Genomic DNA, 22,819 nt, shown 5'->3' on the forward strand with positions numbered 1-22,819 from the left:
ATTGCGGGGCAAGGGCTCCACGGTAAAAGCGCCAGCCGAGGTGTGCTCGTCTCTACATGTATTGTTTGTGGGAGCGGCATCCGCCGCGAAGCTGGCAACAATGAAACCGCAGTAGGGCCTGCAATCAGAATGATTGCGGGCTTCGCAGCTGAAACGATCGGCAAATCGGCGTGGCCGGTGCGCTCCAGCCGGGCATGGCTCGGCGCTACGGTTGGGCTACGTAGTGTTCCAGCTGTGGGCGCTCGGTCTGCCATGTTGCTGTGCCACAGTGCACGGCACTCTCCTGAGCCCGTAGGCGGTCTGATCGCGGGCGTTCTCAGTTTACTTACCGCGTACCACTGATGACTTTTATCGTATCGCTGCTGCTGCCGTTGTTGGCCATCCTGTTCTGGTGGCCAGTCCATCCCTTGTCCAAGCCGCAACGCCGGTGGCGGACGGGCATCAGTGTGCTGCTTGCCCTGATCGGCCTGAGCTTCGCCACCTTGTGGAGGCTGGACATCTTCAGTTACACGGTCGAAGCCTGGATCCAGCTGGTGTTCGGCTGGGTGCTGGTGATGTTCATGCTGGTGCTGGTATTCGTGCTGCTGCGCGAAGCAGGCTGGTTGCTGTCACGCCTGCTGCCGCGCAGCTCACGTCTGGCAACGCTTTGGCATGGCGTCGGTTTCAATCAGGGCGCGGCGCTGGTGATTGTGCTGTTGGCCACGCTCGGCATCTACAACGGCCTCAAGCCACCGCAGGTAAACGAACGCGATCTGGTCGTGCCGAACCTGCCCAAGGAAATGGATGGCCTGCGCGTGGCGGTATTGGCCGACCTGCATATCAGCCCGGTCAAGCGCAGCTGGCGGACCCAGCGCATCGTCGATGCAACCCTTGCGGTCAAACCTGACATGATCGTGTTGCCCGGCGACATGGCCGATGGCGGCTTGGAGGACAGCGGTCGGTTCGCCGCGCCGCTGGCGCAGCTCAAGGCGCCTTATGGCGTCTGGTTGGCACCGGGCAACCATGAGTACTACTACGACTACAGTGCGTGGATGGCGCATTTCCGGCAGATGGGCCTGGGCGTGCTGGAGAACCAGACCGCACTGCTGAATATCAATGGCCGCAGGCTGGCGGTCTCCGGCATCGGTGACCTCGCGGCACTGAAGCCGAGTTCGTACATGCACGGTGGCCTGGCGCCGGACATGCAGGCCGTTGTGGATGGTGGCAGGGGCGGCGACGTCCATATATTGCTTGCGCACCAACCCAAACAGGCGCGCGCGGCCGCTGCTACCGGCGCGATCGACCTGCAGATTTCCGGTCACACCCATGGCGGGCACATGCTGGGATTCGACCGCTGGGTGGTAGCGCCGTTCAACCACGGCTTTGTGCGCGGCGAGTACCGGGTGCGGGAGATGACCTTGTTCGTCAGCAGCGGTGTGGGCCAATGGGATGGCTTCACTGCGCGTCTTGGCGTGCCTTCGAGCATCGATGTGTTGGTGCTGCGCAGTCCCGCCAGGTAACCACCGGACTTGTGGGAGCGGTGTAAGCCGCGAAGCCGGTCCTGCTATGCCGATTGGCAGCTTTGCGATCTGATGACTCGCTTGCTTCGCGGCTTACGCCGCTCCCACAAAAAAAAGCTGGGTTCGATGTCAGTTTGGTCAGGTATCTAGGTCTGCTTCGCTGCCATCGACGTTCTTCCGTTTATCCGGCATCAGCTTCGGTAGCGTGCTCACGACCGCCAAGGCGGCAATCGTGGTGATGAAGGCCACCATTTCCATGCCCATGCCGGCTGCCATGCCGATGGCCGCGGTCATCCAGATACCCGCGGCCGTGGTCAGGCCCTGGATGCGTTCTTCGTTGTCGAGCTTGAGGATGGCGCCAGCGCCGAGGAAGCCGATGCCGGAGACGATGCCCTGCATCACGCGGGTGACATCGGCACCAGAAATGCCCATCTGCAAGGGTGCCAGTACGAACAGCGCCGAACCTACCGAGACCAGGATATGGGTCTTCAAACCGGCGGCGCGTCCTTTGCGTTCGCGTTCCAGGCCAAGCAGTCCGCCGAGCACGATGGCGGTGGCCAGCCGCGAGACGATGACGGTCAGTGTGCCGACATCGGGAATGGCGAACTCGGCGGCCAGCGCCTGACCGATTTCTTCGGTGATGCTCATGCGAGGGCGTCCTTGGTGTGATGGCGGAGCTGGCGATGGAGTACTGATCCTGCGCAGCGTTTGCTTTACCGGTGGTGATGCCGATGTGCTGCTGGTGTGAAAAGCGGCGCTGCACATTCAGGCATGTGCGATGGGTCCTGCAAAAAAAACGGCCCCATGAGGGGCCGTCTTTCTGTGTGTCGATCAGAGAATCAAAGCGCTATCTGGTCGAAGCGCTCGACCCGGACATGCCCATGGGTGGCCTCACCGCTGCGCGGCTGCGGGTAATCGCTGAGGCGGTCGACCAGCACCGTCTGCAGGCCGGCTTCGCGTGCGGCGTCCAATTCCTCGACCACGTCGGAGAGGAACAGGATTTCGGCCGGGGCGATGTTGATGGCCTTGGCGATATGCGCATAGCTGGGCGCCTCGCGCTTGCCGCCAACCTCGGTGTCGAAGTTGCCGGAAAACAGGCTGTTCAAGTCACCGGCATCGCTGAAGCCGAAGAACAGCTTCTGCGCCGGCACCGAGCCGGAGGAGTACACGTAGAGCGGCAGGCCGCTGGCGTGCCAGCCGCGCAGCACGTCGGCCACTTCGGGGTACAGGTGGGCGGTGTAGTCGCCGTTGCGGTAACCCACGTCCCAGAGCATGCCCTGCAGCGCCTTCAGCGCGGTGTGTTTGCGGTCCTGGTCGATCCAGCCCTGCAGGGTTTCGACGATGACCTCGTCCTGGCAGGCGCTGGCGGAAATCTCGGTGGCCACCGCATCCAGCCACTGGCGGACCTGCGGTTCGTTGCCGTGGGCCTGCACGAAGCCGGGCAGGGCATTGCGTGCATACGGGAACAGCACTTCCTTGACGAAGGAGATGCTGGAGGTGGTGCCCTCGATGTCGGTGAGGATGGCTTTGATGGTCATGCGGTTTTCCTGCACGGTGCTTCTAGGGGCACGAGTGCTTGGTTGGCGAGGATAGGGGAAAGAGCCAAGAGCTGCCCTCACCCCAACCCCTCTCCCGTGGACGGGAGAGGGGCTTCAGGCAACAGCGGGCTCTATGCCGCGCTGGGCGCGTAGCGCGGGAAGCGCTGGGCGATGTCGGTGCCGGTGAAGTGGCCAACCCAGCCGTCCGGCTCGGTGAAGAAGCGGATGGCGGCGAAACTGGGTTCCTCGCCCATGTCGAACCAGTGGTTGACGCTGTCGGGTACGGCGATCAGGTCGTCCTTCACGCATTCCACTTCATAGACCTTGTCGCCCACGTGCAGGGTGAACAGGCCGGAGCCGGCGACGAAGAAGCGGACTTCGTCTTCCTTGTGGTAATGCTCGTCGAGGAACTTCTTGCGGATCTCGGCGCGCGCCGGGTTGTCCGGGGCGATCGAGGCCACGTCCACGCTCTTGAAGCCATGCTCTGCGACCAGGCGATCAATGTCTTCGCGGTAGGCGGCGAACACTTCTTCCTGGCTGGCGCCCGGAGTGACCGGGTGCTTGGCTTGCCAGCGTTCGAAGGTGACGCCGATCTTGTTCAGTTCGGCAGCGATGACCTCGCCGTCGCGGCTGTCGAACAGCGGCGCGTCCGGGGCGGTGTCGTTGAAAATGCGCAGTCGGCTCATGGGGGACTCGACGTAGTAGAAGGAAGGATCAGGCGTGGCCGCGCAGGCGGCGCAGTTCCAGTTCGCAATGCAACAGGAACTCAAACGCCTCCAGGTGGCGACGGGCTTCGGCCATGTCGCGGCCCCAGGCATACAGGCCGTGGCCGTCGATCAGATAGCCCCACATCGGGCCCTTGTCGAGTTCGGCCTCGACCTGGGCGGCCAGCACGTCCATGTCCTGGGTGTTGGGGAACACCTTCAGGTCGACGGCGGTTTCGTGGGTGGTGTTGCCATGCAGCGCCTTGAGCAGCTCATAGCCTTCCAGGCGGATGTGGCCGTCGCTGCCGTACAGGCGCGAAGCGATGGTCTGCACCGGCGAATGGGTGTGCAGCACGCAACCGATTTCCGGGAAGCGGGCGTAGAGCTGGGTGTGCAGCAGGGTTTCCGCCGAAGGGCGCAGCGGGCGGCCCACGGCCTTGCCGTCGAAATCCACCACCATGATGTCGCTTTCGATCAGCCGGCCCTTGTCCTTGCCGGACACGGTGATGGCTGCATGCTGGTCGTCCAGCCGGTGCGAGAAGTTGCTGCTGGTGGCAGGTGTCCAGCCGGCGTGGGCCAGCTCGCGGATGTTGTCGATCAGCAGCTGGGCCAGTTCGCTCAGTCGCTGGGCGTCGTAGGGGACGGTAGTCGCGTTCATGGGGCCATTCTACTAAGAACGCCCGCAGGTTCATGCATGTATCCGGATGGAGCTGATGCCGCCATGGAATATGGGAGGGACCGAGGAGCCCCGTTCCTGTAGCCCGGCTAAGCGAAAGCGCACCCGGGAGCTTGGAAGATAGACCTCCGAGAACGGCCCCGGGTGCGCTTTCGCTTAGCCGGGCTACGGGCGGTCCGGGCTATCCGATAACGAAAAAGCCCGGGATCGCTCCCGGGCTTCAGTTTCGTTCACCGCTGACAACTCAGCCGTTGTTGGCCTTGTTGGCCGCATTGAGCTTGCTGTGACGCACGCCGTACAGGAAGTAGATGATAAAGCCGGTCGCGGTCCATACGCCCATCAGCATCCAGTTATGCAGCGTCATCGCGGTCAGCAACGCGACGCAGCTGAGCACGCCGAGGCTGCAGACCAGCCAGGCCATCGGGATGCGGAACGGGCGCGGCAGGTCTGGCTGGGTGCGGCGCAGTACCAGCACGCCGGCGCAGACCGCGGCAAAGGCGATCAGCGTGCCCATCGAGGTCAGTTCACCGAGAATGTCCAGCGGGAACAGCGCCGCCAGCAGGGCAATACCGATGCCGGTAATCACGGTGTTGATGTGCGGGGTGCGGTACTTGGGGTGGATCTTGGTGAATACCGGCGGCAGCAGGCCGTCGCGGCCCATGATCATGAAGATGCGCGGTTGGCCGATCACCATCACCAGCACCACCGAAGCCAGGCCGATCAGTGCGCCGACTTCGACGATGATGCGCAGCCAATCCAGCTGCGGGTGCGCGGCAACGGCGGTGACCACCGGCTCGGCCGTGCCCAGCAACTGGTAAGGCACCAGACCGGTCATCACGGCAGCCATTGCGATGTACAGCACGGTGCAGATCACCAGCGACAACAACATGCCGATCGGCAGGTCGCGCTGCGGGCGGTGCGATTCCTGCGCTGCCACCGACACTGCTTCAAAGCCGATATAGGCGAAGAACACCATCGCCGCGCCGCGCAGCACGCCTTCAAAGCCGTACTTGCCGGGGCCTTCGTTGGCGGGGATGAACGGGGTCCAGTTGCTGGTGTCCACGTACTTCCAGCCGGCCACGATCACCAGGATGATCAGGCCAGTCTTGAGCACCACCATGGCCATGTTCATCGCCGAGGACTTGCTGATGCCGACGTAGCACAGCCAGGTCAGCAGCAGCACCAGGATCGCCGCGGGGATGTTGGCGATGGCGCCGGTGGGCTTGAGCTGTGCATCCAGCGGCGCACTGACCAAGGCTGCTGGCAGGTGGATGTCGAAATGGGCGAGGAAGCTCAGGAAATAGCCCGTCCAGCTGACAGCCACTGCCGAAGCCGAAACGCCGTACTCCAGGACCAGCATCCAGCCGATGAACCAGGCCGACAGCTCGCCGAAGGTGGCGTAGGTATAGGTGTACGCACTGCCGGAGACCGGCACCATCGAGGCAAACTCGGCGTAGGCCAGCGCGCAGAACGCGCAGCAGATGGCCGCCAGCACGAACGACAGCATGATCGCCGGGCCGGCATGGTTGGCCGCGGCCTGGCCGGTGATGACGAAGATACCGCCGCCGATCACCGCGCCGATGCCCAGTGCGGTCAACCCCCAGGGGCCGAGGGTGCGGCGCAGACTCAGGCCATTGGCTTCCTCATGTGCGGCGTGTGGATGTTTGGTGGCCCAGAGTTGCTTGAACATGTTTCGGGTCTTCGCTCATCGGTGCGCGGCGGGCGCGCAAAAGAAAACCGGCGCGCAAGGCGCCGGTCGGGGTGTGGATCAGGCTTGCTTGTTCAGCTTGCTGTTGCGGATGCCGTAGCCGAAATAGATGCACAGGCCCAGCAGTGTCCAGCCAACGAACAGGTGCCAATGCACCACGAAGGCCTGCATGAACAAGGCCAGGCAAGCCAGTGCGCCCAGCGGGCAGATCAACCATGCGGCCGGCACCTTGAACGGGCGCACGATGTCCGGCTTGGTACGACGCAGCACCAGTACGCCGATGCAGACCGTAGCGAAGGCCAGCAGGGTGCCCATCGACACCAGCTCGCCCAGCACATTCAACGGCACCAGGCCGGCCAGCAGGGCAGCCAGCACGCCTACAACCACCGTGCTGACGTACGGGGTGCGGAAGCGCGGATGGACCTTGCCGAACATCTTCGGCAGCAGGCCGTCGCGGGAGATGGTGTAGGCGATGCGCGACTGACCCATCATCATCACCAGCACCACCGAAGACAGGCCGGCGATGGCGCCGATCTCGACTGCGGTCTTGAGCCAGGACAGGCTGGGATAGGCTTCCAGTGCGGTGGCCACCGGTTTGTCGGTGCCGAGCAGGTTGTACGGCAGCATACCGGTAAGCACCGCGCAGACCACGATGTAAACCAGGGTGCAGACGGCCAGCGAACCGAGCAGGCCGATCGGCATGTTCTTCTGCGGGTCCTTGGTCTCACCGGCGGCGGTCGAAACGGCATCGAAACCGATATAGGCGAAGAACACGATGGTGGCGGCACGGAACACGCCACTCCAGCCAAATTCACCGAAGGTGCCGGTGTTCTCAGGGATGAACGGCTGCCAGTTGGCCGGGTCGATGTACTGGATGCCGAAGCCTACGAACAGACAGATCACGGTGATCTTTATCGCAACGATGATGGCATTGACCAAGGTGGACTGGGTCACGCCGACGTAGAGCAGGCCGGTAATGGCCGCCACGATCAACACCGCGGGCAGGTTGAACAGCTTGCCCGAGTTGACGAACTCGCTGCCGGTCCAGGCCAGCGGTGCCGCCGACAAGGCATCGGGGAAGGGCATGTGCAGCGTGGTTGTGATGAAGCTGATCAGATAGGCCGACCAACCGACCGCTACCGAGGCCGAGGCGAACAGGTATTCCAGTACCAGGCACCAGCCGATGAACCAGGCCATGCCTTCGCCCAGGGTGGCGTAGGAATAGGAGTAGGCGCTGCCAGAGACCGGCATCATCGCCGCGAATTCTGCGTAGCAAAGACCGGCCAATGCACAGGCAATGCCGGCGAAGACGAAGGACAGCATCACCGCCGGCCCGGCGTGGTTGGCCGCAGCCTGGCCGGTCAGCACGAAGATGCCGGCGCCGATCACCGCACCAATGCCCAGCAGGATCAGATGCTTGGCGGTGAGGGTGCGCTTGAGTGTGGCTTCGCCTTGCAGGCTGCCTTCGATCGGCTCACCGGCATCGACATGTGCGGCCGGTTCGACCGGCTTGACCCTCAACAGTGCTTTAAGCATTCCGCAAATTCCCGAGCTGTGTATTGGCCCGAACGCGCTGGGGCGACGGGGCCGGTTGTATGGCGACGCAAGCTGAACGGTCGGCAACCGCTCTACCTTGCCAAAGGTAGCGAAACTCGACAAGCGCAACTGCAACATCGACAGCGATAATGGCTGTCGGATTGATTGGATTGGATGTGCTTACAGTCATGCACGGCGAGGATCTACAGCTGCGTCAAGCATTTGAGGACTATTCCCGGCGTCACCGGGAGCAGGGGGAGGTGGCGCAGGCCTTCCTGGCCCTGCTCGGCGAAGAGGGGGTGGACCCATTCACCCGCGAGCGTCTGGCTGGTCATTTCACTGGTAGCGCCTGGTTGGTCAGCGCCGATGGCCAGCGCGTGTTGCTCACCCACCACCGCAAGCTGCAGCGCTGGTTGCAGTTGGGTGGGCATGCCGATGGCGACCATGATCTGAGCGCGGTAGCGCTGCGCGAGGCCGAAGAGGAATCCGGCCTGCCGGGCCTGTCGTTGGCGTCGGGCGATATTTTTGATCTGGACAGGCACTGGATTCCCGAGCGCAAGGATGTTCCTGGTCATTGGCACTATGACGTGCGCTATGTGGTTGTTGCGGGAAGCAACGAGAAGTTCGTGGTCAGCGAGGAATCGCTGGAGCTGGCGTGGCGGCCGGTAGCCGAGATCGCCAATGACCAAGATGAATCCATGCGGCGGATGGCAAACCGGTGGCTGCAGAGATAAAACGGGCGTGTGGGAGCTGCGTCAGCCGCGAAGCGGGCAGCGACCGGTCGCTGGTAATGCCCCCGCAACCTGGAAATCCAGCCGCTTCGCGGCTGACGCCGCTCCCACAATATTCCGACGGGACCGGTAGAGCCCCTGCCGAGCATGGCTCGGCACTACGTAGTGCTGCTGCGCGTAGCCAATCTAGCCCCTCTCCCGCCTGCGGGAGAGGGGTTGGGGTGAGGGCAGCTTTTGCTGGTAAGGCCCCTGCCGAGCATGGCTCGGCACTACCGGGGCGTTAGTACAGGATGCGGGTGCGCAGGGTGCCCTGGATCGCGGCCAGCTCTTCGCGGATGGCGGTGGCCTGCTCTTCGCTGGCGGTGATGTCGATCACCACGTAGCCGACCTTGGGATCGGTGCGCAGGAACTGGCCGTCGATGTTGAGGTTGTGGCGCGAGAAGATCTCGTTGATCTTGGACAGCACGCCCGGCACGTTGCGGTGGATGTGCAGCAGGCGCAGGCTCTGCTCATGCTCCGGCAGGGTGACTTCCGGGAAATTGACGGCCGACAGGGTCGAGCCGTTGTCGCTGTAACGCACCAGCTTGGCCGCCACTTCAACGCCGATGTTTTCCTGTGCTTCCAGCGTGGAACCGCCGACGTGCGGGGTCAGGATCACATTGTCATGCGCGGTCAGCGGCGATTCGAACAGGTCGCCATTGCCCTTGGGCTCGACCGGGAACACGTCCACGGCGGCACCGCCTAGATGGCCTGAACCCAGTGCCGCATCCAGCGCCGCGATATCGACCACGGTGCCGCGCGCTGCATTGATCAGGTGCGCGCCCTTCTTCATCTTGCCCAACTGCTCGGCGCCGATCATCCACTGTGTGGAGCCGTTCTCCGGCACGTGCAGGGTGACCACGTCCGAGCGCGCCAGCAGGTCGTCCAGGCTGATTGCCGGGTGCGCGTTGCCCAACGACAGCTTGGTTTCGATGTCATGGAAGATCACGTGCATGCCCAGCGCCTCGGCCAGTACGCCGACCTGGGTGCCGATATGGCCGTAGCCGATGATGCCCAGGGTTTTGCCGCGCACTTCATGGCTGCCGGCGGCCGACTTGGACCAGCCGCCGCGGTGGCATTCGGCGTTCTTCTGCGGGATGCCGCGGGTCAGCATGATCGCCTCGGCGATCACCAGTTCGGCAACCGAACGGGTGTTGGAGTACGGCGCGTTGAAGACCGGAATGCCTGCCAGCTCGGCGGCTTCCAGGTCGACCTGGTTGGTGCCGATGCAGAAGCAACCGACAGCGATCAGACGCTTGGCATGGGCCAGCACCTCAGCGCTGAGGTGGGTGCGCGAACGGATGCCCACGATGTGGGCTTCGGCGATGCGTTCCTTCAGTTCGTCCTCGGGCAAGGACTTGCTGTACAGCTCGATCTGCGAATAGCCGGCCGCCTTGAAGACGTCCACGGCGGTCTGGCTGACCCCCTCAAGCAACAAAACGCGGATGTCCTGCTTCGGGAACGAGGTCTTCTTGGGCGACATGTCGTGTACGGCGGCGAAGGTGGGTAGGCCGCCAACTATGCCAGAACGGAGCGCTGTTTTGTGCGCTGCGCAACGCGGCAAAGCATTGATGGGAAAAGGTTTCATATGAAATCCAGATCGTGGCGCGGCGGGCCGTCGCGGCGACTGGACGGGGCGCGGCAGGGCTGTCACGCTTGGCGGCTTTCACGCCGCCGAAACACCGCCATGACCGATCCGCGCCTGGAATCCCTGTTGCAGTCCTGTCCCGACCTGCGTCTGAAGACCGAGCCGGGTGATCTGGAGCATTACGGACGCGATTGGACCCGGCGCTGGGCACCGGCTCCGCTGGCCATTGCCCTGCCGGGCAGTGTCGAGGAAGTGCAGGCAGTGGTGCGCTGGGCCAATGAACACAAAGTGGCCGTGGTGCCTTCGGGTGGCCGCACCGGCCTGTCCGGCGGCGCGGTTGCGGCCAACGGCGAACTGGTGCTGAGCCTGGAGCGCATGAACAAGCCGCTAGGCTTTGACGCGGTGGATCGCACCTTGGTGGTGCAGGCCGGCATGCCGCTGGAAGCGGTGCACAACACCGCCAAGGAACATGGGCTGATCTATCCGGTGGATTTCGCCGCGCGTGGCTCCTGTTCCATCGGCGGCAATATCGCCACCAACGCCGGCGGTATCCGCGTGATCCGTTATGGCAATACCCGCGAGTGGATCGCTGGGCTCAAGGTGGTTGCCGGCAACGGCGAACTGCTGGAGCTCAACAAGGGCTTGATCAAGAACTCCAGCGGCTACGACTTCCGCCAGTTGATGATCGGCTCGGAAGGCACGCTCGGCATCGTGGTCGAAGCAACCTTGAAGCTGACCGATCCACCGCCGGCCACCAATGTGATGGTGCTGGCGTTGCCGTCGTTCGAAGTGCTGATGCAGGTGTTCTCTGCCTTCCGCGAACGTCTGCAGCTGGAGGCCTTCGAGTTCTTCACCGACCTGGCGGTCAAGCACGTCACCGCGCATGGCGCGCAGTATCCGTTCGAGGAGATTCACCCGTATTACGTGGTGACCGAATACGCCTCGGCTGACGAGGCAGGCGAAGCCGCCGCGCTGGCGGCGTTCGAGCATTGCATGGAGCAAGGCTGGGTGCTGGACGGCGTGATCAGCACCAGCGAAGCACAGGCGCAGCAGCTGTGGCGTCTGCGCGAAGGCATCACCGAGTCGGTGGCGCGCTACAAGCCGTACAAGAACGATGTGTCGGTACGGATCTCGGCAATGCCGGCCTTCCTGGCCGAAACCCAGGCGCTGATCAATGGCGCCTATCCGCACTTCGAGGTGGTGTGGTTTGGCCATATCGGCGACGGCAACCTGCACATCAACGTGCTGAAGCCCGATGACACCAGTGACGCCGAATTCCTCAGCCAGTGCGAGCACGTGACCAAGCTGCTGGCGCAGGTGCTGCTGCGGTTTGATGGCAGCATTTCGGCCGAGCACGGTATCGGCCTGGTCAAGAAGGCCTATCTCTCCAGCACCCGTAGCGAGGCCGAAGTCGCGTTGATGCGTAGCGTCAAGCGCACGTTCGATCCGAACTGGTTGTTGAACCCGGGCAAGCTGTTCGATCAGTAACCGCGCAGCTGGCCGCGCGAACTCCCGGAGGGAGCAGCTACTCGCGCGGCAGTTCCAGCACGAAGCGGCTGCCACCTTGGGCGCCGCTGCTGCAGCAGACATGGCCGCCGTGGGCATCGGCAATTGCCTTGACCACGGCAAGTCCGAGTCCGCTGCCACCACCTTGGCGCGAGCGCGAGCCATCGCCGCGCATGAACGGATCGAAGACATGCGGCTGCAGGTGGGCCTCGATACCCGGGCCGTTGTCCTCGATGGCCAGCTGCACGTGGTCTTTGCCGTCCTGGATTGAAATCCGCACCCGCCCCGGGCTGGCATAGCGGCGCGCGTTCTCCAGCAGGGCAAGCAGGGCCTGGCGCAGCCGGGTCGGGTCGCAATACGCCAGGTGTTCGTCGCGGTGGGTTTCCAGCTCCAGCACGGAACCGGCGCTGCGGAACGCGGGGTCGACCATGGTCATCACCGAATGCACTTCCTGCACCACGTCGGTGGGCGCACGTCGCACGTCGAGCCTGCCGTTGCCGGCCAACCCAAGCACGCGCAGGTCCTCGATCAGTCGCGACAGCCCTTCCACCTGTGCCAGCAGGCTGCGGAACTGCGCTTCGTCCGGCTGGAACACACCATCAGCCAAGCCTTGCAGACGGCCGCGCAGGATGGTCAATGGCGTGCGCAGCTCATGTGCGATCGCCGCGTGCCACAGCGTGCGTTCGCGGTCCATGTGCTGCAGGCGTGCGGCCATGGTGTTGAAGTCCTCGACCAGCAGGGCGACCTCATCCAGCGCATCGTCGCTGGCGCTGGCACGCACGCCCAGGTCGCCATCGGCGAGCGCGCGCACCGATTCCATCAAAGTGTTGAGCGGAGACACGATGCGGCGGGAGAGTCGGATCGACGTGGCCAATGCCAAGGCCAAGCCGATAGCGGTGACGCACGCCATCCAAGCCAGATCGGGGCCAGTGGGCAACCATTCCCGCAGTTCCAGCATGCTGACTGGATAGGAATCGACCAGAATCGCGTACAGCAGGCAGGAGGACAAGGCCATCATCAAGATGACGCCGATGACCATCAGCGACATCGACATGACGATGTGTCGATTGAGCCCGGGGCGGCGCATCAGCGATCCGCCGCCAGACGGTAGCCGACACCGCGCACACTGGCCGGCATGTTGGTCACGCCTACGTCATCGAGCTTGCGCCGCAGCTTGCTGACATGGCTGTCGACGGTGCGTTCCAGTGCCTCGCTCTCGGGCAGGCACTGGTGCATCAGCTCGCTGCGGCTGAAGATGCGGGTGGGTGCCAGTGCCATGCAGTGCAGCAGCTTGAATTCGGTGAGCGTAAGCAATAGTTCATGGCTGTAGCCTTCGCCCTCGACGTGCACCGAATGGGTCTGTGGGTCGATCAGCAACGGCCCTGCGCGCAACGATGTGGCGACCTGTCGCGGCGCGGAGCGCAGGGTGCGGCGCAGTACGGCGCGTACCCGGGCGGCGACCTCGGCCGGGTTGAACGGCTTGACCACGTAGTCGTCGGCACCCATCCGCAATGCGGTGAGCTTGTCCAGGTCCTGGTCCAATGCAGTCAGCATGATGATCGGAGTGTCGCTGCCCTGACGCAGTTGTGACAGCACGCCCCAGCCGTCGATGCCGGGCAGCTGCACATCCAGCAACACCAGATCGGGACGGGCACTGCGATGCAGCTCCAGCGCGGTGAGGCCGTCGCTGGCCCGCACGACACGCAGCTTCTCACGCTCCAGATAGGCAGCAATGATGTCGGCGATCTCGGTTTCGTCCTCGACGATGAGGACAAGTGCATCATGGGAGCGGTCCCATTGCGCCATCGCGGCGGCGGGTAGATGTGCAGTCATTGCCGGGTAGGGACCGAAAGGTTCTAGCCTCCATGCTATCTCCACATTCCCTCCATCGAAACCCCATCATCGGCAGCCACACTGCGCGCCTGCGTTCCTGCAGGCTTTCCAGTACCACGTGTAGCGATGACCATTCGACGGATTACGGCGGCCGCGTGTGCGGCCTTGGTTTTGGCCATGACGGCCTGCTCCTCCCCTGAAGCACCTGCGGAAGCAGCGCCAAAGGTAAGCGTGCTCACGGTTGCCGCTCAGCGCGTGCAACGTGATGACGAATTGCAGGGGCGGGTAGCGGCGTTGCGTACGGCGCAGATCCGCGCGCAGGTTGGTGGCATCGTGCGCAAGCGTTTGTTCGAGCAGGGTGCCGAGGTCACTGCCGGGCAGGCGCTGTTCCAGATCGATCCGTCGGCATTCCGGGCTGATGTCGATTCAGCGTTGGCGGCCTTGCAGCGCAGCGAGGCGGCGCTCTCGCGCAGCCGGGTGCAGGCGCAGCGTCTGCAGGCACTGGCCGACGCGCAGGCGGTCAGCCAGCAGCACCGTGATGATGCGGCGTTCGAGTATGAGCAGGCGCGTGCAGCGGTCGCCGAAGCCAGGGCGATCCTGGCCAGGCGCCAGTTGGATCTGCGCTATGCCACGGTCAGTGCACCCATTGCCGGTCGCATCGACCAGGCCATGGTGACCGAAGGGGCGTTGGTGGACGCTGCCGACAGCGAGCCGATGGCGCTGGTGCAGCAGATCGACCAGGTCTATGTGGATGTGCGGCAGCCGGCTTCGCAGTTGCCGCAGATGCGCAAGGGCATGGCTGACGGCGGTGCGTTGCCGGTAGCGATCATCGGTGCCAATGGTCAGGAGCATGAGCGGGCCGGGCAGCTGCTGTTCTCGGGTATCAATGTCGACGCCCGTACCGGCGATGTGGTGCTGCGGGTGTTGGTCGACAACCCGAATCGCGACCTGTTGCCGGGCATGTTCGTACGCGCGCGGGTGCCGCGTGGTGCCGCCAGCCAATCGCCGCTGCTGCCGCAGCAGGCGGTGCTTCGCAGTGCCGGTGGCCAGACCTACGCTTGGGTGATCGGCGGTGACGGCAAGGCGGTCATCCGCACCATCGAAATCGACGGCAGCGTGGACCGGCAGTGGATCGTGCGTAGCGGTCTGCAGGTCGGTGAGCGGGTGGTGGTGGTGGGGCAGGAACGGCTGCAGGAAGGGCGGCTGGTCGAAACCTCGCCATGGCAGCCGGTGCCAGTGTCGGCGTCCGGCAAGGCCTCAGTCGCATCCAGCAACAACTGAAGGTAAGACATGGCTCGTTTCTTCATTGATCGCCCGGTATTCGCCTGGGTGCTGGCGACCTTCATCGTGCTGGCCGGCGTGTTGGCAATTCCCAAACTTGCGGTGGAACGCTACCCGGCGGTAGCGCCAACCAGCGTCAGCATCTACGCCAGTTACCCCGGCGCCAGTCCACAGACGCTTGATGACTCGGTTGTCGGCTTGATCGAGCGCGAGCTGTCCAGCGTCAAGCACCTGCTGTACTTCCAATCTTCGGTGGATACCTCCGGTGAGGCTTCGATCACTGCCACCTTCGCCCCGGGTACCAACCCGGAAATGGCGCAGGTGGACGTACAGAACAGGATCAAGGCCATCGAACCGCGCTTGCCGGCCAGTGTGCGCCAGAGTGGCCTGTATGTGGAGGCATCCGGTTCCGGCTTTCTGATGCTGGTAGGGCTGAAATCGCCTGACGGCAGCGTTGACGAAGCGCAGCTAGGCGATTTCATGGCACGCAACATCATCGAGGAGCTGCGGCGCATCGACGGGGTTGGCCGGGTGCAATTGTTCGGTGCCGAGCAAGCCATGCGGATCTGGTTGGACCCCACCGCGTTGGCCGGCTATGAACTTACCGTGGGCGACGTGGTCAGCGCCATCGAACAGCAGAACCAGAACATCGCCCCGGGCCGCATTGGTGACTCGCCAAGCGTGGCGGGGCAGCGCATCACCGTGCCCTTGGTTGCCGATGGGCAGCTGAGCACGCCGGCGCAGTTCGCAGCGATCGTATTGCGTGCGCATGCCGACGGCGCGCGGGTGCTGCTCGGCGATGTGGCACGGGTGGAGCTCGGTGCGCAGAGTTATGCCTGGGGTACCCGTGAGGACGGACAGGTGGCTACCGCAGCCGGCATCCAGCTGCGTCCAGGCGCGAATGCGGTGAGTACCTCATCGGCGGTGCGCGCACGCATGGCCGAGTTGCAGTCCCTGCTGCCGCCGGGTGTCGAAAGCAGCATTCCGTTCGATACCGCACCCTTCGTGAAGATATCCATCCAGAAGGTATTGCAGACCCTGCTGGAGGCGATGCTGCTGGTGTTCGCGGTGATGTTCCTGTTCCTGCAGGACTGGCGCTACACCCTGGTGCCGGCACTGGTGGCGCCGATCGCGCTGCTGGGCACCTTTGCGGTGATGCTGGCGTTGGGCTTCTCGATCAACGTGCTGACCATGTTCGGCATGGTGCTGGCGATCGGCATCATCGTCGATGATGCGATCGTGGTGGTCGAAGGCGTTGAGCGGATCATGGCCGAGGAAGGCTTGGCGCCACGCGAGGCCACGATCAAGGCGATGCGCGAACTGACCAGCGCGGTGGTCGGCATCACCCTGGTGCTGACGGCGGTGTTCATCCCCATGGCCTTCGCCAGTGGCTCGGTGGGCGCGATCTATCGCCAGTTCACCGTGTCGATGGCGGTGGCGATCCTGATCTCGGCGTTGCTGGCGCTGAGCTTGACCCCGGCCTTGTGCGCAACGCTGCTGCGGCCGGTTGCGGATGAGCGTCCGCGCGGTCGCGTGTTCGCTGCATTCAATCGTGGTTTTGCCCGCATGAGTGGGCGCTATCACCGCGGTGTAGCTGCGGTGCTGCGCCGCTGTGGACGCGTCATGGGGGTGTTCGCCGGCCTGGTGCTGGTGCTGCTGCTGGGCCTGCAATGGCTGCCGGGCGCCTTCCTGCCGGAAGAGGATCAGGGCTACTTCATGACCTCGATCCAGTTGCCGGCCGAAGCGACTGCGGAACGAACCCTGGCCGTGGTCCAGGCCTACGAGGCACATATCGCCTCGCGGCCAGGCATCGCCGCCAATCAGGTAATCACCGGCTACAGTTTTGCCGGATCTGGCCCCAGTGCAGCGATGGCTTACACCATGCTCAAGGACTGGGGTGAGCGCGACGGTGCCACCGCCACCGGCGAGGTGGCGGCCACCCTGAAAGCGATGGCGGCTACCGGCGAAGGCCAGGTGATCAGTGTGACGCCCCCGGCGATCGATAGTCTGGGCAACTCCTCCGGCTTCAGTCTTGCGTTGCAGGCGCGCACCGGCCAGACCCAGCAGCAGCTGCGCGCGGCGCAGAAGCAGCTGTTGGCGTTGGCCCAGGCCAGCCCCTTGCTGGGCGAGGTGCATGCTGATGGCCTGCCATCGGGCAACAGCGTGCGGCTGCAGATAGACCGCGCCAAGGCCGAGGCGATGGGCGTTGGATTTGCCGACATCAGCAATACGCTGTCAGTGGCGATGGGTTCGCAGTACGTCAATGACTTCCCCAATGCGGGGCGCCTGCAGCAGGTGATCCTGCAGGCAGATGCGCCGTTCCGGATGGAGGTCGAGGACGTGTTGCGACTGCATGTGCGCAATGCCCAGGGCGGCATGGTTGCACTTGCGGAGCTGGTGAGCCCGCACTGGGAGGAGTCGCCATTGCAGTTGCAGCGCTACCTTGGGTTCCCCGCGCTGAATGTGTCTGGTGCGCCTGCCGAAGGCGTCTCCACCGGGCAAGCCATGGCCGAGATGGAACGGCTGGCCGCGCAGCTGCCGCCAGGCTTTGCGCTGCAATGGACCAGCCAGTCGCTGCAGGAGAAGACCTCGGGCGCACAAGCGCCATGGCTGCTGCTGATATCGATGCTGGTGGTATTTCTGGTGCTCGCAGCGCTGTACGAGAGCTGGTCGATCCCGATGGCGGTGATGTTGGTGGTGCCGCTTGGCCTGTTGGGGGCGGTGGCGGCGGTAATGTTGCGTGGCATGCCCAACGACATTTTCTTCAAGGTCGGCATGATCACGGTGATCGGCCTGTCGGCGAAGAATGCGATCCTGATCGTTGAGTTCGCGCGACAGCTGCAGCAGCAGGGGATGACAGCGGCGCAGGCCGCATTGCGGGCGGCGCGGCTGCGCCTGCGGCCTATCCTGATGACGTCGATGGCGTTTGCACTGGGCGTGATGCCGTTGATGCTGGCACAGGGCGCATCGCGGGAAACCCAGCAGGCCATCGGTACCGGCGTGTTTGGTGGAATGGTGACTGCAACCGTGTTGGCGGTGTTTTTCGTGCCGGTGTTCTATGTGGTGGTGGATGGCAGTTGGCGCTGGCTGCAGCTGCGTTTGCCGGTTTCGCGGGGGCGTTCCGGAGTCGGGAGATGATGAACGGATCAGCCGGGCAGGGCGGCGGCAGGTTCCAACTGTGAGCGGTGGTGGTTACTCTTGGCGTCCTTCATGCCCGATGTTGACCTGCCGATGATCCGTAAGATCCTGTTCTGCGCCTTGATTGCCCTGCCGATGTCGGCATTCGCCTCCAGCTTTGCAGGCACGTCGGCCGGTTCCGCATCGGGCGCATCGTCCAATTCCTCGGGCAGTTCCTCGGGCGACGACAAGGTGCTGCTGGATGCGCGCGAAGACGCAGCGGGTTTTGTTGCCAGCAATGGCGAAATCCGTGGCGCATGGCTGGAAGCGGCCTTGATCCAGCTGCGTGAGCGTGATGCCGCTGCGCGCGACGCCAGCGACATGGAGCTGGCCCGGAAGATCCTGGCCCTGTGATGAAGCTCCGCCGGCTGCCGCCCGCGCGGTGGCTGGCGGTGTTGCTGTTGCTCTGCAGCGCCGCGCCCCTGCAGGCGGCACTGCGGATCGAGCTGCAGACAACCGCGCCGTCGCTGGACTCGGCGCAGGTGCTGGCCAGCCAGCGACTGATTGATGACGTGCTGGGACGCATTCCTGCCGGCATCGAGGGCAGCAGCTCCTTGATGCTGCAGCTACGCTGGCGCGACGACTTGCCTGAGCACGTCCAGGGCAGGGCGCGCGGGCGTGAACTTGGCTTGGACAAGCGCCTGTTGCCACTGTTGTTGCAGGGCGACTCCGCATCTTCGGACGCCTCGGTCCAGGCGTGGCAACAGGCACGTGCCGCGCTTATCCATGAGCTGGGACATGCGTTGGACCGTTCCGCCATCGGCGGCTGGTCACGTCAACCGCGCTTTCTGGATCTGGCAGGTTGGCAGCAACGGCCGCTGTGGCCGGGGCGTGGGCGCAACCACTTCAGCTTGCGCAGCCCCGATCGCTACGAGTTGGAGAGCCCGACCGAGTTCTTCGCGGTGAACCTTGAGCACTATCTGCTGGATCCGGACTACGCCTGCCGGCGTCCGCTTCTGCATGCCTGGTTCGGCGAAAACCTTGGCGCGCCGAGGCAGTTGGACGTGGTGCTGTGCCCGCAGGCATTGCCGTTCATGCAGGCCGGTGAGCAGGAAGGCCTGGCCGACCTGCTTGATCTCGACCCGGCACGGGTCTACGAAATCGACTATCTGCTGGCCGAAGGCAATGAGAAGCTGATGAGCCGCTGGGGCCACAGCATGCTGCGGCTTGTGGTCTGCGCGCCGGGGCGTAGGCCTGGCCCGGCCTGCCGGATGGATCTGCAGTACCACCTGGTGCTGTCGTTCCGCGCCTTCGTCGGTGATGTGCAGATATCCAGCTGGCGTGGGCTGACCGGCTCCTATCCGTCGCGGTTGTTCGTGCTACCGCTGAGCCGGGTGATAGAGGAATACACCAAGGTCGAGCTGCGCGGGGTCTCATCCACTCCGCTGCGCCTTCAGCGTGATGAGATCAACGCGGTGCTGCAGCAGGCGGCGCGGCTGCACTGGGACTACGACGGGCGCTATTACTTCATCAGCAACAATTGCGCGGTGGAAACCGGCAAGTTGCTTGGCGACGGCGCACCGCGGCTTGGCTCTGCAGATCTGCTGTCGATCACCCCAACCGGTTTGCTGCAAAGCCTGCGTGCCGAAGCATTGGCCGATCCGCCACGCGACCGCGCGACCGCGCTGCGCGGCGGCTATTACTTCGAGTCGGCCGCTGCCCACTACGCGCTGGTATTCGAGATCGCACGCAAGGCCCTGCCGTTGCCGGCCAAGGACGTGGAGGCATGGTTGGCGCTGCCGCCCACACAACGCCGGACTTGGATGCGGCAGGCCGATGATCAGGTGCTGGCAGCCATGCTGTTGCTGGAACAGGCCGCATGGCGACGGGGGGAGGTGGCTGCAGCCGATGTGCTCAAACGCAGTCTGCTTGCCGGTGGCAAGCGGCTGCCGGAGATGGCGGACTTCCAGGCGCTGATGGAGCGGTCTGCCGTGCTGCTGGCCCCTGGTAGCCTGCTGGGGCCGGGGCAGAGCTATGGCATCCCCGATGCGGATGAACAGGCGCATTTGAGCGCCGAGGCTGCCGCTGGGGCGGGGCTAGCCCAGCAACAATGGAAGGCCCTGCGTGACGCAGCCTTGGCCGCCTTGCCCGGAGCACAGCGCGCGCGGATGGGGCAGATCGAAGCGAACCTGCTGTACCTGCGGCAGAGGCTGCGTTTAGGGTACGGTACGCAATCAGGGGAGGCGGCGACGCTCGATGAGCGTCGTCCGGGTCGGTTTTCAGGAGAGCGCGGTTGATTGGTACTGAGCAGCAGACGGTCGATGCGATGGCCGAGGATGTGTTGAAGCTGCGCTCCTGCGCGATTCTCCAGCTTGATCCTGGTGGTCAGGTGCTCAGCTGCAATGCTGGGGTAGCAACGGTATTTGGCTATGCCTGCGAAGAGATCCGCGGACTGCCGTTCTCGCATTTATTCAGCGCTGCCGACACGCAGCGTGGCGCAGCGCAACAGGCAGTGGCACGCACGCTGCAGCAGGGCAGCGATCAGCTCAGCCTGGCGATGGTGCGCAAGGATGGCGGCCGTTTTCGCGCATCGATGATATTGGAGCGGGTAGCCGACCAGCGCGGTGCGCGCGTGCTGGTATTGATCCGTGACGTCACCGAAGCATTCCAGACCCAGAAGCGGGTACGCGAGGCACAGGAGGTCGCCTTGCGCGCGCAGCGTCTGGATGCGGTGGGCAAGTTGACTCTGGGCCTGTCGCACGACTTCAACAACCTGCTGTCGGTGATCGGCAACAGCCTGGACATGCTGTCGCTGCGCCGCTCCGGCGACGAGAGCGTGCGCCGCATCCTGGACATCGCCCACCGCGCGGTCGGCCGTGGCACCCAGTTGACCCGTCAGATGCTGGCGTTCGGGCGTGGGCAGACACTGGTGCCGCAGCTGAGCCAGGTGGACGATCTGCTCAATGCCTCGCTGGAACTCTACCGCCGCGTCTGCGGCGAAACCATCCAGTTGAACGTGAGTCTGGCCGAACAATTGCCGCCGATCTCGGTGGACATCGGTCAGCTGGAAGCGGCTTTGTTGAACCTGCTGAGCAATAGTCGCGATGCCATGCACGGTGTTGGCAAGGTGCTGTTGTCGGCGCGGCTTGAAAGCATCATCGTGCCGTCGGGCGCGGGTGAGGCCGGGCAGTTCGTCTGCATCTGCGTTGGTGACAGTGGGCCGGGCATCCAAGCCGAGATCCAGGAGAGCGTGTTCGAGCCGTTCTTCACCACCAAGAGCGTGGGTGATGGCAGCGGGCTGGGGCTGAGCCAGGTGTATGGCTTTGCGGCGCAGTCTGGTGGCACGGCGACCATTGGTACCTCGACGCTGGGCGGGGCTGCGGTGTCGCTGTATTTTCCGGTCGCTATCGAGGCTGCGGCTGGGACTGTGGGAGCGGCGTAAGCCGCGAAGCCGACAGGGCTTCAGATCCTGAGCTCCTCAGAAAACCAGCGTCGTACGGATAGCCAGCTTCGCGGCTTATGCCGCTCCCACAAACCAGTCACGACAGCCCCCGCCCTTGGGCAGGGGGCTGCAGTCAATCAATCAGCGCGGCCGCCGAATTCACCGGTGGTGGTGTTCACCAGGATGCGTTCGCCGTTGACGATGTACTCCGGCACCATGATTTCCAGGCCGGTGCTGAGCTTGGCCGGCTTCGGGCGCTTGGTGGCGGTGCCGCCCTTCAGTTCCGGCGGGGTCTCGATCACTTCCAGGGTCACGTGCTGCGGCATCTGCACGGCGACCGGCTGGTCGTCGATGACCTGCACGTAGATGCCGGTCAGGCCTTCGGTGATGTAGCCGGCGTCGTCGCCGATGACCTCGGCGTCCAGCGTGTACGGGGTGTAGTCCTCGTCATCCATGAACACGAAGGCATCGCCATCCATGTAGGAGAAGGTGGACTGGCGACGCAGCAGCTCGACTTCCGGCAGGTTGTCATCGGCATCGAAGCTGGCATCGAGCTTGTTGCCGCCCGGCACGCTATACATGATGAAGCGGAAGCGGACGTTGCCGCCCCGGCCCTGCGGCGAGCTGCGCTCGATGTCGCGGATCTGGTAGACGCCGTTGTTGTACTCGACGACGTTGCCTTTCTTGATGTCGTTGGCTTTCATGGATTGAGCGCTGGTATCGGGGAATCGGGATGGGATATTCGCAAAACCAGAAGCGGGTCCCGGGGTTGATCGAACGGCACTTTCGCGCCGTTCCGAATCCCCAAGCCCCGCTCCGGAGTCACTTCGGTGCCAAACGTACGGCGCCGTCGAGGCGAATAGTCTCACCGTTGAGGTAGGTATTGCCAATGATGTGGCCGACCAGACTGGCGAAATCGGCCGGCTGGCCCAGACGCGACGGGAACGGGATGGAGGCGGCCAGCGATTCCTGCACGTTCGCCGGCATGCCATCGACCATCGGGGTCCAGAACACGCCCGGGGCAATGGTCAGCACGCGGATACCGAAGCGTGACAGCTCGCGCGCCATCGGCAGGGTCATGCCGACCACGCCGCCCTTGGAGGCGGAATAGGCAGCCTGGCCGATCTGGCCTTCATAGGCAGCCACCGAGGCGGTATTGATGATCACGCCGCGTTCGCCGTCGGCGTTGGCTTCGTTGTGCTGCATCAGTTCGGCGGCGGCCTTGGCGACGTTGAAGCTGCCGACCAGGTTGACCATTACGGTGGTCTGGAAGTTGGCCAGCGGCATCGCCGCTTCGCGGCCGAGCACTCGGCCAGCACCGAGGATGCCGGCGCAGTTCATCACCACGTTCAAGCCGCCCAGGAACTCACGCGCGGCGGCCAGATTGGTGGCAACGCCGGCTTCGTCGGTGACATTGGTGGTGAAGTAGCGGGCATTGTCGGCGCCCAGTTCGGCGACCGCAGCGGCGCCCTTTTCATCATTGAGGTCGAACAGGGCGACCTTGCCGCCATTTGCAACCAGGAACTGGGCGACACCGAGACCAAGCCCGGAGACGCCGCCGGTGATGACGGCACGAACGGAAGACAGCTGCATTGGAACAATCCTGCTGAGTGATCTGCCG

General features: G+C 64.1%; 19 protein-coding genes. 8 read left to right on the top strand and 11 right to left on the bottom strand.

Annotated elements, in window-relative coordinates; all coding sequences use genetic code 11:
- Positions 1-341: 341 nt before the first annotated feature.
- Positions 342-1,499, top strand: a complete 1,158-nt coding sequence (locus tag ACVOMF_RS13320; RefSeq protein WP_481509733.1) for a metallophosphoesterase — start codon at positions 342-344, stop codon at positions 1,497-1,499.
- A gap of 138 nt (positions 1,500-1,637) precedes the next feature.
- Here ACVOMF_RS13320 and ACVOMF_RS13325 read toward each other — a convergent pair whose 3' ends face one another.
- The 6 genes from ACVOMF_RS13325 to ACVOMF_RS13350 form a co-directional block, all read right to left on the bottom strand.
- On the bottom strand, positions 1,638-2,147 hold the full coding sequence (locus tag ACVOMF_RS13325; protein WP_282269961.1) for an MgtC/SapB family protein: 510 nt from the start codon (positions 2,145-2,147) through the stop codon (positions 1,638-1,640).
- Between the two features lie 191 nt (positions 2,148-2,338).
- Positions 2,339-3,037, bottom strand: a complete 699-nt coding sequence (gene mtnC, locus ACVOMF_RS13330; protein WP_481509734.1) for an acireductone synthase — start codon at positions 3,035-3,037, stop codon at positions 2,339-2,341.
- A 131-nt stretch (positions 3,038-3,168) separates the two neighbouring features.
- A complete protein-coding gene (locus ACVOMF_RS13335; RefSeq protein WP_481509735.1) occupies positions 3,169-3,723 on the bottom strand; it encodes a 1,2-dihydroxy-3-keto-5-methylthiopentene dioxygenase in 555 nt (184 codons plus the stop codon).
- A 28-nt stretch (positions 3,724-3,751) separates the two neighbouring features.
- Positions 3,752-4,399, bottom strand: a complete 648-nt coding sequence (locus ACVOMF_RS13340; RefSeq protein WP_481509736.1) for a methylthioribulose 1-phosphate dehydratase — start codon at positions 4,397-4,399, stop codon at positions 3,752-3,754.
- 262 nt (positions 4,400-4,661) lie between these two features.
- Positions 4,662-6,107 carry an amino acid permease gene (locus ACVOMF_RS13345; RefSeq protein ID WP_481509737.1) on the bottom strand — a complete coding sequence of 482 codons (1,446 nt, stop codon included), beginning with the start codon at positions 6,105-6,107 and terminating at the stop codon, positions 4,662-4,664.
- Between the two features lie 78 nt (positions 6,108-6,185).
- Complete coding sequence (locus ACVOMF_RS13350; protein WP_481509738.1) at positions 6,186-7,661, bottom strand: amino acid permease; 1,476 nt, start codon at positions 7,659-7,661, stop codon at positions 6,186-6,188.
- Positions 7,662-7,849: 188 nt separating this feature from the next.
- Between ACVOMF_RS13350 and ACVOMF_RS13355 the strand changes: the two genes are divergently transcribed.
- A complete protein-coding gene (locus ACVOMF_RS13355; RefSeq protein WP_481509752.1) occupies positions 7,850-8,395 on the top strand; it encodes an NUDIX hydrolase in 546 nt (181 codons plus the stop codon).
- 277 nt (positions 8,396-8,672) lie between these two features.
- On the opposite strand, the gene serA is transcribed toward ACVOMF_RS13355, so the two are convergent.
- The gene (gene serA, locus ACVOMF_RS13360) at positions 8,673-9,914 is read right to left on the bottom strand and encodes a phosphoglycerate dehydrogenase (RefSeq protein ID WP_481509753.1); all 1,242 of its coding nucleotides are present in this window, start codon (positions 9,912-9,914) and stop codon (positions 8,673-8,675) included.
- Positions 9,915-10,118: 204 nt separating this feature from the next.
- Here serA and ACVOMF_RS13365 point away from each other — a divergent pair, with 204 nt between their 5' ends.
- Positions 10,119-11,507, top strand: coding sequence for an FAD-binding oxidoreductase (locus tag ACVOMF_RS13365; protein WP_481509739.1), 1,389 nt, complete (start codon positions 10,119-10,121; stop codon positions 11,505-11,507).
- Positions 11,508-11,544: 37 nt separating this feature from the next.
- On the opposite strand, the gene ACVOMF_RS13370 is transcribed toward ACVOMF_RS13365, so the two are convergent.
- On the bottom strand, positions 11,545-12,612 hold the full coding sequence (locus ACVOMF_RS13370) for an ATP-binding protein (protein ID WP_481509740.1): 1,068 nt from the start codon (positions 12,610-12,612) through the stop codon (positions 11,545-11,547).
- The gene (locus tag ACVOMF_RS13375) at positions 12,612-13,358 is read right to left on the bottom strand and encodes a response regulator (RefSeq protein WP_481509741.1); all 747 of its coding nucleotides are present in this window, start codon (positions 13,356-13,358) and stop codon (positions 12,612-12,614) included. The genes ACVOMF_RS13370 and ACVOMF_RS13375 overlap by 1 nt, the downstream gene beginning before the upstream one ends.
- A 177-nt stretch (positions 13,359-13,535) precedes the next feature.
- Between ACVOMF_RS13375 and ACVOMF_RS13380 the strand changes: the two genes are divergently transcribed.
- From ACVOMF_RS13380 to ACVOMF_RS13400, 5 genes are all read left to right on the top strand, one after another.
- On the top strand, positions 13,536-14,639 hold the full coding sequence (locus tag ACVOMF_RS13380; RefSeq protein WP_481509742.1) for an efflux RND transporter periplasmic adaptor subunit: 1,104 nt from the start codon (positions 13,536-13,538) through the stop codon (positions 14,637-14,639).
- Positions 14,640-14,648: 9 nt separating this feature from the next.
- Entirely contained in the window at positions 14,649-17,777 is a 3,129-nt protein-coding gene (locus ACVOMF_RS13385) for a multidrug efflux RND transporter permease subunit (protein ID WP_481509743.1), read from the top strand.
- A 93-nt stretch (positions 17,778-17,870) separates the two neighbouring features.
- Positions 17,871-18,170, top strand: a complete 300-nt coding sequence (locus tag ACVOMF_RS13390; protein WP_481509754.1) for a DUF2388 domain-containing protein — start codon at positions 17,871-17,873, stop codon at positions 18,168-18,170.
- Positions 18,170-20,053 (top strand): DUF7844 domain-containing protein, encoded by a 1,884-nt coding sequence (locus tag ACVOMF_RS13395; protein WP_481509744.1) that lies wholly within the window; start codon positions 18,170-18,172, stop codon positions 20,051-20,053. Before ACVOMF_RS13390 ends, ACVOMF_RS13395 begins: the two co-directional genes overlap by 1 nt.
- Positions 20,050-21,198, top strand: coding sequence for a two-component system sensor histidine kinase NtrB (locus ACVOMF_RS13400; protein WP_481509745.1), 1,149 nt, complete (start codon positions 20,050-20,052; stop codon positions 21,196-21,198). Before ACVOMF_RS13395 ends, ACVOMF_RS13400 begins: the two co-directional genes overlap by 4 nt.
- Before the next feature lie 137 nt (positions 21,199-21,335).
- Here ACVOMF_RS13400 and yeiP read toward each other — a convergent pair whose 3' ends face one another.
- Together yeiP and ACVOMF_RS13410 are read right to left on the bottom strand one after the other, a co-directional pair.
- The gene (gene yeiP, locus ACVOMF_RS13405) at positions 21,336-21,902 is read right to left on the bottom strand and encodes an elongation factor P-like protein YeiP (protein ID WP_282270790.1); all 567 of its coding nucleotides are present in this window, start codon (positions 21,900-21,902) and stop codon (positions 21,336-21,338) included.
- A gap of 118 nt (positions 21,903-22,020) precedes the next feature.
- Complete coding sequence (locus tag ACVOMF_RS13410; protein WP_481509746.1) at positions 22,021-22,791, bottom strand: SDR family NAD(P)-dependent oxidoreductase; 771 nt, start codon at positions 22,789-22,791, stop codon at positions 22,021-22,023.
- Positions 22,792-22,819: the final 28 nt, after the last annotated feature.

The organism is Stenotrophomonas sp. STEN022 (assembly GCF_056760155.1).

Coding starts and splice junctions, on each gene's coding strand:
- ACVOMF_RS13365 (WP_481509739.1), top strand. CDS start 10,119: ATGACCGATCCGCGCCTGGAATCCCTGTTGCAGTCCTGTCCCGACCTG.
- ACVOMF_RS13380 (WP_481509742.1), top strand. CDS start 13,536: ATGACGGCCTGCTCCTCCCCTGAAGCACCTGCGGAAGCAGCGCCAAAG.
- ACVOMF_RS13375 (WP_481509741.1), bottom strand. CDS start 13,358: ATGACTGCACATCTACCCGCCGCCGCGATGGCGCAATGGGACCGCTCC.
- mtnC (WP_481509734.1), bottom strand. CDS start 3,037: ATGACCATCAAAGCCATCCTCACCGACATCGAGGGCACCACCTCCAGC.
- serA (WP_481509753.1), bottom strand. CDS start 9,914: ATGTCGCCCAAGAAGACCTCGTTCCCGAAGCAGGACATCCGCGTTTTG.
- ACVOMF_RS13340 (WP_481509736.1), bottom strand. CDS start 4,399: ATGAACGCGACTACCGTCCCCTACGACGCCCAGCGACTGAGCGAACTG.
- ACVOMF_RS13320 (WP_481509733.1), top strand. CDS start 342: ATGACTTTTATCGTATCGCTGCTGCTGCCGTTGTTGGCCATCCTGTTC.
- ACVOMF_RS13350 (WP_481509738.1), bottom strand. CDS start 7,661: ATGCTTAAAGCACTGTTGAGGGTCAAGCCGGTCGAACCGGCCGCACAT.
- ACVOMF_RS13410 (WP_481509746.1), bottom strand. CDS start 22,791: ATGCAGCTGTCTTCCGTTCGTGCCGTCATCACCGGCGGCGTCTCCGGG.
- ACVOMF_RS13355 (WP_481509752.1), top strand. CDS start 7,850: ATGCACGGCGAGGATCTACAGCTGCGTCAAGCATTTGAGGACTATTCC.
- yeiP (WP_282270790.1), bottom strand. CDS start 21,902: ATGAAAGCCAACGACATCAAGAAAGGCAACGTCGTCGAGTACAACAAC.
- ACVOMF_RS13335 (WP_481509735.1), bottom strand. CDS start 3,723: ATGAGCCGACTGCGCATTTTCAACGACACCGCCCCGGACGCGCCGCTG.
- ACVOMF_RS13395 (WP_481509744.1), top strand. CDS start 18,170: ATGAAGCTCCGCCGGCTGCCGCCCGCGCGGTGGCTGGCGGTGTTGCTG.
- ACVOMF_RS13345 (WP_481509737.1), bottom strand. CDS start 6,107: ATGTTCAAGCAACTCTGGGCCACCAAACATCCACACGCCGCACATGAG.
- ACVOMF_RS13325 (WP_282269961.1), bottom strand. CDS start 2,147: ATGAGCATCACCGAAGAAATCGGTCAGGCGCTGGCCGCCGAGTTCGCC.
- ACVOMF_RS13390 (WP_481509754.1), top strand. CDS start 17,871: ATGATCCGTAAGATCCTGTTCTGCGCCTTGATTGCCCTGCCGATGTCG.
- ACVOMF_RS13385 (WP_481509743.1), top strand. CDS start 14,649: ATGGCTCGTTTCTTCATTGATCGCCCGGTATTCGCCTGGGTGCTGGCG.
- ACVOMF_RS13370 (WP_481509740.1), bottom strand. CDS start 12,612: ATGCGCCGCCCCGGGCTCAATCGACACATCGTCATGTCGATGTCGCTG.